Below are 8,170 nucleotides of genomic sequence, written 5' to 3'. Positions count from 1 at the left end.
CGGCTTCCTCCACCGCTACAACTACCATCGCTGTCACACCGCACTCGGAGGCCAAACCCCCATCAGCCGAGTCAACAACGCTGCGGATCAATACAGCTAGGGCCTTCCTGCTCCTCGATGCCGTCGCCGGACCGGAAGCGTCAGGCCAGCGCCCGCGCGAGGTCGTCGCAGAGGTCCTCGGTGTCCTCCAGGCCGACCGAGAGGCGCAGCAGCGACGGGTGCGGGCGCGCCTCCGGGGCGACCGGGCGGTGGGTGAGCGAGGCCGGGTGCTGGATCAGCGAGTCGACGCCGCCGAGTGAGACCGCGTGGGTGACCAGCTCGCAGCGCTCGGCCGCCGAGGCCGCCGCCGCATAACCGCCGCGCAACGAGAACGCCAGCACCGAGCCCGGCGCGGACATCTGGGTACCGACCAGCCCGTGCGGGTCGCACTCCGGCAGGCCCGGGTAGAAGACGCGCTCGACGGCGGGCTGTTCGGCGAGCCAGAGGGCGAGCTTGCCCGCGCTGTCGCTCTGGTGGCGGACGCGCAGCGGCAGCGTCTGCAGGCCGCGGTGGAGCAGGTAGGAGGCGAGCGGGTGCAGGATGCCGCCGGTCACCGCGCGGACCGGGCGGATCTTCTGCGCCCACTCCGCCGAGGTCGCCACCACGCCGGCCAGCACGTCGCCGTGGCCGCCGAGGTACTTGGTCGCACTGTGGACGACGAGGGTCGCGCCGTGCCGGAGCGGCTGCTGCAGCACCGGGGTGGCGAAGGTGTTGTCGACCATCAGCGGCACGGAGCCGCAGCGGGCCGCGAGCGCGGCCAGGTCGATGAGTTCGAGGGTCGGGTTGGCGGGCGTCTCGACGACGACCAGGCCGGTGTCGGGGCGGATCGCGCCGTCGACCTCGTCGGCGCCGGCGTAGGTGACCTCCGTGCCGAGCAGGCCCGTGGCGAGCAGGTGGTCCGTGCCGCCGTAGAGGGGACGAACGGCGACGACGTGCCCGCGGCCCTCGGCGCGCGCGGCCAGCAGGCAGGCGGTGATCGCGGCCATGCCGGAGCTGAACGCGACCGCCTGCTCGGCGCCCTCCAGCTCGGCCAGCGCCTCCTCGAACCGACCCGTGGTCGGGTTCCACAGCCGCTGGTAGACGGCACTGCCGCCCTCCGGCATCAGTCCGCCGGTTGCCAGCGCCTCATAGCTGTCGCCACCGAGTTCGACACCGGGCAGCGGGTTGGTGGAGGAGAGGTCGATCGGCGGGACGTGGACGCCGAGGGCGCGCAGGTCGCGGCGTCCGGCGTGCACGGCGCGGGTGTCGGGGCGGGCGGCAGTGCGGGCAGCGGGGTGCGGGGTGACGTCGGCGGGGGGCATGGGTGGGACCTCTCCGTCCTGTGCTGTGGGGTGGCCCCCAGGGTGAAGATCTGCCAAGGCAATGGCCAGTGTTTCGAAGGAAATTCGGATCCGGTCGGACCGGGCATGTACTTCTTCGACCGACAGGGGGCAGCATGGGCCTCGTGCCGAAGAAACCGCAGCCCGAACTCCTCCCCGTCGACCGCGCCATCCTGCGGCTGCTCGCCGAGAACGCGCGGATGCCCAACAACGCGATCGCCGAGCAGGTCGGCATCGCCCCCTCGACCTGCCTGTCCCGGATCCGGGCACTGCGCGAGCGCGGAGTGATCCGCGGCTACCACGCGGACGTGGACCCGGCCACGCTCGGGCTCGGGATCCAGGCGATGATCGCGGTCCGTCTGCACGCCCACACCAAGGAGCGGATCTCCAGCTTCACCGCGCAGATCCCGCTGCTGCCCGGTGTCCTCGCCGCGTACCACCTGGCCGGGGCGGACGACTACCTGCTGCATGTGGCTGTCCCGGAGACCGACGCGCTGCGGGACTTCGTACTGGAGCATCTGACGGCTCATCCGGCGGTCGCCCACACCGAGACCAGCCTGATCTTCGGCCACATGCGCGGCCAGATGACCACGTAGGCGCTGAAGCAAAAGCCGCCGAGTCATAACCGCCGAGCAGTATCGACGTTTGGATCCGCGCGGATCCAAAGTGCTCCGTGCGAGACTGGCACGAGCCCGGAGCGCCGTCAATGGCGCCCAGGGAACCGAAGACACCACGACCCGAGGAGCCGGGGAGGCCCTAGCAGTGGGGACGGACAGGCCGGCCGACGTGCCGGACGCAGCCGAGGATCTCGGCCCCGCGGAGCAGCGCGCTCCCTCGCACGCCGTCGTCGCCGACGCGCTGCGGACGCGTATCACCCTCGGCGGGTTCGCGCCCGGCGCCCGGCTGCCCACCGAGCGGGACCTGGCCGCCGCGCTCGGCGTCGGCCGGAACACCGTCCGCCAGGCGCTGCGCCAACTGGCCGACGAGGGCCTGGTGGTGACCACTCCGGGACGCGCGGGCGGGACCCGGGTCCGCACGGCGGACGACGCCACGGCGGCTCCGTCCGTCCAGGCCGAGGCCCTCGCGGAGCTGCGTGCCTCGCTGCGCGACTACATGGAGTACCGGGCCGCGATCGAGCCGCTGGCGGCCCGGCTCGCTGCCGAGCGCGGCCCGACCGCCGCCCGGCGTGCGCTGGTACGGATGCTCGACGAGGAGGTCACCGACCTCACCAGCTACCACCGAATGGACTCGCGGTTCCATCTGGCCGTCGCTGCGGCAGCCGGGAACGAGGTGCTGCGCGAGGCCGTCTCCCGGGCCCGGACGGAGATGTTCGTCGGCGGCAACTCCCTCTGGTTGCAGACCGACTGGGGCGTGGTCTACCCCGAGGGCCGTGATCTGGCGCAGGTCTTCCGCGAGGAGCATCTGGCCACCGCGCTGGCTGTGCTGGCCGGGGACGGAGCCGCCGCGGAGGCCTCGATGCGGCGCCATCTGGAGGAGGCCGCAACCCAGTTCACGGCCCTGCTGGACCGCCTCACCCCGGGACGCGGTTCCGACGCCGCGCAGGCGGGCACCGAAGCACCCGCTCTCGACGCGAGGGATTGACCTCGCCGGCATGCCCCCCTAACCTCCCGGCATTGGGTCTGAATCAGATCCAAAAGCGCGACCGGCACCGAGCGGCTTCCCCCTGCCCTGCTCCGGCCGCCGGTAGTTCCACCGGGAGGACCGCCCCTTGCACGCCTTCGACACCAAACTCACCGACACGATCGTCCGGCATATGGTCGACCGCCTGAGCCTGGATCCGGCCTCACTCGGGCGGATCGGCGGGGCGGCCGAGCTGGAGGTCCAGCTCAAGGGCGCGATCGGCGCCCGGGGCGCGGACCCGGCCGATGTCCTGCGCCGCTACACCGAGGCCGTGGAGCCGACCGTCGTCTCCTGCGACAGCCCGCGCTTCCTGGCCTTCATACCCGGCGCGCCGACCAAGGCCGCCGCACTCTTCGACATGGTGGTCTCCGCCGCCTCCCTGCACGGCGTCTCCTGGCTGGAGGCGTCCGGGGCGATCGCCGCCGAGAACCAGGTGCTGCGACTCCTCGCCGACCTGGCCGGACTGCCCGCGGAGGCAGGCGGCTGCTTCGTCAGCGGCGGTTCCGCAGGCAACCTCTCCGCGCTGGTCGTCGCCCGCGACACCGCGCGCCGTTCGCTCGGTCTGGACCGCCGCGCGCCGCTGCGGATCGCGGTCAGCGACCAGACCCACTCCTCGGTCGCCAACACGCTCTCGATCATCGGCGTCGACCCGCTCGTGGTGCCGACCGAGGACCACCGGCTCACCGGCCGGGCCCTGGCGGCAGCGCTCGCCGAGGCCGAGCGCACCGCCGCGGAGGACGGTCCGGTGATCGGCGTGGTCGCCACCGCCGGCACCACCAACGCGGGCATCATCGACGACCTGGCCGGGATCGCGGACCAGGCCGCCGCGCACGGGCTCTGGCTCCATGTCGACGCCGCCTACGGCGGTGCCGGGCTGTTCGCGCCGGAGATCCGCGCGGCCATGACGGGCATCGAGCGCGCCGACTCCGTCGTCATCGACCCGCACAAGTGGCTCTTCGCGCCCTTCGACTGCGGCGCACTGCTCTACCGCGACCCGCGCCTCGCCCGCGCCGTGCACACCCAGGACGCGTCCTACCTGGACGCGATCCACGGCGACGGCGCCGAGGGCCACGACGAGTGGAACCCCAGCGACTACGCCTACCACCTCACCCGGCGCCCGCGCGGCCTGCCGCTCTGGTTCTCGCTCGCGGTCCACGGCACCGACGCCTACCGCGCGGCGGTGGAGCAGGGGCTGCGGATCGCGCGTTTCACGGCCGAGCTGGTGCGGCGCACCGACGGGTTGGAGCTGGTGCGCGAGCCGGAGCTGTCGGTCGTGGTGCTGCGCCGCGTCGGCTGGAGCTGTGCCGACTACCGGGCCTGGTGCGACGACTTGATGCAGCGTCAGATCGCCTTTGTCGCACCGACCGTGTGGGAGGGCGAGACCGTCGCCCGGCTCGCCTACGTCCACCCCGACATCACCGAGCAGATGGTCGAGGAGATCGTCGCCACCCTGGTCGCACCCGCCGCCTCCGCTGAAGGTCGTGCCTAGCAAGAGAGGAGCACCACCATGAGCAGAACCTCCGCACCGTCCACGGGCTCAACCGGCTCCACCAACGACGGGAATGGGAGCGGCAGCGCCGATCCCGACGGCAGAGGCCGCACGCTGCGGCGCGAGGTCGGCCTGATCGGCCTGCTGTGGGCGTCGGTCGGCTCGATCATCGGCTCGGGCTGGCTGTTCAGCGCGAAGAACGCGGTCACCGCCGCCGGACCGGCGGCGCTGGTCGCCTGGGGCATCGGCGCGGTCGCGATGATCATCCTGGCCCTGGTCCACGCCGAACTCGGCGGCATGTTCCCGATATCCGGCGGCACCGCCCGCTACCCCCACCTGGCCTTCGGCGGCGCGGCCGGTGCGTCGTTCGGCTGGTTCTCCTGGCTCTCCGTGGCGACCACCGCGCCGATCGAGGTCATGGCGATGATCGGCTACGCGGACCACTACAGCTGGGCCAGGGGCTTCGAGAACGGCCAGGGCCTGCTGACCGGTTCGGGCCTGGTGATCGCGGTGCTGCTGATGGCGGTCTTCTGCGGCATCAACCTGATGGGCATCAAAACCCTCGCCCGTGCCAACAACGCCGCGACCTGGTGGAAGATCGGCGTGCCGATGCTGGTCGTGCTGCTGCTGGCGATCGCCGGCTTCCACCCCGCCAACTTCACGGCGGGCGGCGGGTTCGCGCCCTTCGGCGCCAAGGGCGTGCTGCTGGCCGTGCCCGGAAGCGGGATCATCTTCGCGCTGATGGGCTTCGAGCAGGCGATCCAGATCGGCGGGGAGAGCAAGCAGCCCGGACGGGACATCCCGCGCGCCGTGGTCGGCTCGATGGTGCTGGGCGTGCTGCTCTACATCCTGCTGCAGATCGTCTACATCGGCGCGCTGCCCAGCGGCGCCATCCACCACTGGGCGGACCTGGCGTACGCGGGGATCTCCGGGCCCTTCGCCGGTCTGGTCTCGGTGGTGGGCATGGGCTGGCTGGCGGCCGTGCTCTACCTGGACGCCGTCATCTCCCCCGCCGGAACGGGTCTGATCTACACCACCGCCGCCTCCCGGATCTCCTACGGGCTCAGCCGCAACGGCTACGTGCCGTCCGCCTTCGAGAAGTTGGACCGACGCGGGGTTCCGTGGGTCGGCATCGTGGCGGCGTTCGTGGTCGGCTGCGTGGCCTTCCTGCCCTTCCCGAGCTGGAACTCGCTGGTCAACCTGGTGACGTCGGCGAGTGTGCTGATGTACGCGGGCGCGCCGCTGGCGTTCGGCGTGTTCCGGTCCCGACTGCCGGACGTGGCACGGCCGTTCAGGCTGAAGGCGGGCGGGGTGCTGGCTCCCGCGGCCTTCGTGGTGGCCAATCTGATCATCTTCTGGAGCGGCTGGGACACCGTCTGGAAGCTGGGAGTGGCCGTCGGCATCGGCTATCTGCTGCTCGCGATCGCCCGCGTACTGCACACCAATCCGGTCGAGGTACGACTGGACTTCCGCGCCGCGCAGTGGCTGCCGGCCTACCTGGTCGGCATGGGCCTGATCACCTGGGTCAGCGACTTCGGGCCCTGGGCCCACCCGTGGCTGCCGTTCGGCTGGGACATGGCGGTGGTCGCCGTGTTCAGCATCGCCATCTACGCCTGGGCCGTGGCGGTGGCCCTGCCGACCGATCGTATCGAGGAACTCACCCGCGAGACGCAGGACTTGGCGGACACGCCGGTGGCGGACCCGCAGGCAACGCCCTGAGTTCGAGTGCCTCTGGTGCCATGGCGCGAGCCGGGGCACCATGGCCGCGTGACGTCAACTCACGCTCCTGCCAACGGAATCCATGCGCCGTCCGCCACGGGACCGCGCGGTCTGCCGCTGCTCGGCAACCTGCCCGCGTTCGCGCGCGATCCGCTCGCCTTCTTCTGCCACCTCCGCGACAGCTACGGCGACTGGGCGCCGTGGTCGCTGGGCCCGAAGCGCAGTCTGCTGGTCTCCCGGCCCGAGGACGTCGGCGAGTTGCTGGCCGGGGTCGAGGTCACCTTCAGCCCCGTCGACCTGGGCTGGGCGATGCACCAGGTGCTCGGTGAGGGCGTGGTGACCAGCACCGGGGCGGACTGGCGGCGCAAGCGGGCCCTGGTCCAGCCCTCCGTCCGGCCCCGCCAGGTGCGCAGCTACGCGGCGACCATGGTCGAGTGCGCGGACGCGACGGCGTCGGCCTGGACGGACGGTCAGGCCGTGGACGTGCAGCAGGAGATGACCCGGCTGACGCAGCGGATCGCGGTGCGGACGTTGTTCGGCGTGGAGACCGCCGGACGCGAGGAGGTCGTCGCCGGTGCGATGGCGGTGGCCCAGCAGGCGATCGGTGCGGAGTTGCGCGGCGTCACCGTCTTCCTGCCGTCGTGGATCCCGACCCCGGGCCGGCGGCGCCTGCGCGCGGCAGTGGGCCGGCTCGACGAGGAGATCCACCGCATCATCGCCGAGCACCAGGCCGCCTCTGCGGCGGGCCAGGAACGCGACGACCTGCTCAGCCGTCTGCTCACCGCCCGGGACGAGCACGGCGCGCCGCTGTCGCAGCAGGAGCTGCGGGACGAGGCCGTCACCCTCTACATCGGCGGCCACGAGACCACGTCGACCACCCTGACCTGGGCCTGGCATCTGCTCTCCGGCTCCCCGGAGGCCAGGGAACGCCTGGACGCGGAGCTGGCCGAGGTGCTGGACGGGCGGCTGCCGGACTTCGACGACTACGCCCGGTTGCCGTTCACCCAGGCGATCGTCAAGGAGTCGCTGCGCCTCTACCCGCCGATCTGGCTGATCACTGCGGTGTCACGCGCCGGAGCGACGCTGGGCGGCCGTCCCGTCCCGGAGGGGACGACGGTCTGGGCGAGCCAGTGGTCGGTCCACCGCGACCGTCGGTACTTCCCGCAGCCGGACGCGTTCCGGCCCGAACGCTGGGACCCCGACGCCGCCGACGTCATCCCCGACCACGCCTGGTTCCCCTTCGGCGGCGGCCAACGCACCTGCCTCGGCGCGCGGTTCGCGCTGGTGGAGGCGGTTCTCGTGCTGGCGGTGCTGGCGCAGCGGTTCCGCGTCGAGACCGAGCCGGGCGAGGTGAAGCCGCACACGGGCCTGACCCTCCAGCCGTCCCGCCCGATTCCGGCGGTGCTGCGGTCGGCCGCGCGCTGACCGACGCGTCAGGACTGGGCGAGGCGCAGCAGGTACTCGGCCAGGTCCGCGCCGCCCTGCGGGTCGCGGCTGATGACCAGGACGGTGTCGTCCCCCGCGATGGTGCCGATGATCTCCTCGACGCCGGACTGGTCGATCGAGGAGGCGAAGAACTGCGCCGCCCCCGGCGGCGTCCGCAGCACCACGAGGTTGCCCGAGGACGTCGCCGAGACGAGCAGCTCCGCGGCCAGCCGTGCCATCCGGCTCTCCGACGCGGACTCGCCCATCGGGGCGAGCGGGGTGCGGTCGCCGCCCTCCGCCGGGACGGCGTAGATCAGCGCGCCGTCCGAGCTACGGATCTTGACCGCACCCAGTTCGTCCAGATCGCGCGAGAGCGTCGCCTGAGTGACCATCAGCCCGTCGTCGGCGAGCAGCTTGGCCAGCTGGCTCTGCGAGCGGACGGGCTGACGGGTCAGCAGCTCCACGATCCGTCGGTGCCGCGCCGTGCGCGTCTGCGGTAGGTGCACCGCAGGGGCGTCGCGATGGGGTTCGGTCATGG

Annotated in this window: 7 protein-coding genes; 5 read left to right on the top strand and 2 right to left on the bottom strand. The window is 72.3% G+C overall.

The genetic code is table 11. From position 1 onward, the window contains the following. Nucleotides 1–140: 140 nt before the first annotated feature. Nucleotides 141–1,340 carry a PLP-dependent aspartate aminotransferase family protein gene (locus tag ABH940_RS04045; protein ID WP_370104272.1) on the bottom strand — a complete coding sequence of 400 codons (1,200 nt, stop codon included), beginning with the start codon at nt 1,338–1,340 and terminating at the stop codon, nt 141–143. 134 nt (nt 1,341–1,474) lie between these two features. On the opposite strand from ABH940_RS04045, the gene ABH940_RS04040 reads away from it, so the two are divergent. From ABH940_RS04040 to ABH940_RS04020, 5 genes are all read left to right on the top strand, one after another. Next, nucleotides 1,475–1,954 (top strand): Lrp/AsnC family transcriptional regulator, encoded by a 480-nt coding sequence (locus tag ABH940_RS04040; RefSeq protein WP_370104270.1) that lies wholly within the window; start codon nt 1,475–1,477, stop codon nt 1,952–1,954. Between the two features lie 166 nt (nt 1,955–2,120). Next, entirely contained in the window at nt 2,121–2,960 is an 840-nt protein-coding gene (locus tag ABH940_RS04035) for a FadR/GntR family transcriptional regulator (RefSeq protein WP_370104269.1), read from the top strand. Nucleotides 2,961–3,087: 127 nt separating this feature from the next. Next, nucleotides 3,088–4,488 carry an aspartate aminotransferase family protein gene (locus ABH940_RS04030; protein ID WP_370104267.1) on the top strand — a complete coding sequence of 467 codons (1,401 nt, stop codon included), beginning with the start codon at nt 3,088–3,090 and terminating at the stop codon, nt 4,486–4,488. Between the two features lie 18 nt (nt 4,489–4,506). After that, nucleotides 4,507–6,207, top strand: a complete 1,701-nt coding sequence (locus ABH940_RS04025) for an APC family permease (protein WP_370104265.1) — start codon at nt 4,507–4,509, stop codon at nt 6,205–6,207. A gap of 48 nt (nt 6,208–6,255) precedes the next feature. Continuing rightward, complete coding sequence (locus tag ABH940_RS04020; protein ID WP_370072768.1) at nt 6,256–7,632, top strand: cytochrome P450; 1,377 nt, start codon at nt 6,256–6,258, stop codon at nt 7,630–7,632. A gap of 8 nt (nt 7,633–7,640) precedes the next feature. Here the strand turns inward: ABH940_RS04020 and ABH940_RS04015 are convergent, their stop codons facing one another. Beyond that, complete coding sequence (locus ABH940_RS04015) at nt 7,641–8,168, bottom strand: arginine repressor (protein WP_370072769.1); 528 nt, start codon at nt 8,166–8,168, stop codon at nt 7,641–7,643. Nucleotides 8,169–8,170 lie beyond the last annotated feature (2 nt).

This window comes from Streptacidiphilus sp. BW17 (assembly GCF_041262485.1).
In the GTDB taxonomy this organism is placed as follows: domain Bacteria; phylum Actinomycetota; class Actinomycetes; order Streptomycetales; family Streptomycetaceae; genus Streptacidiphilus.
The sequence above is the reverse complement of the archived record's forward strand: the minus strand, read 5'-3'. Positions and strand labels throughout refer to the sequence as shown.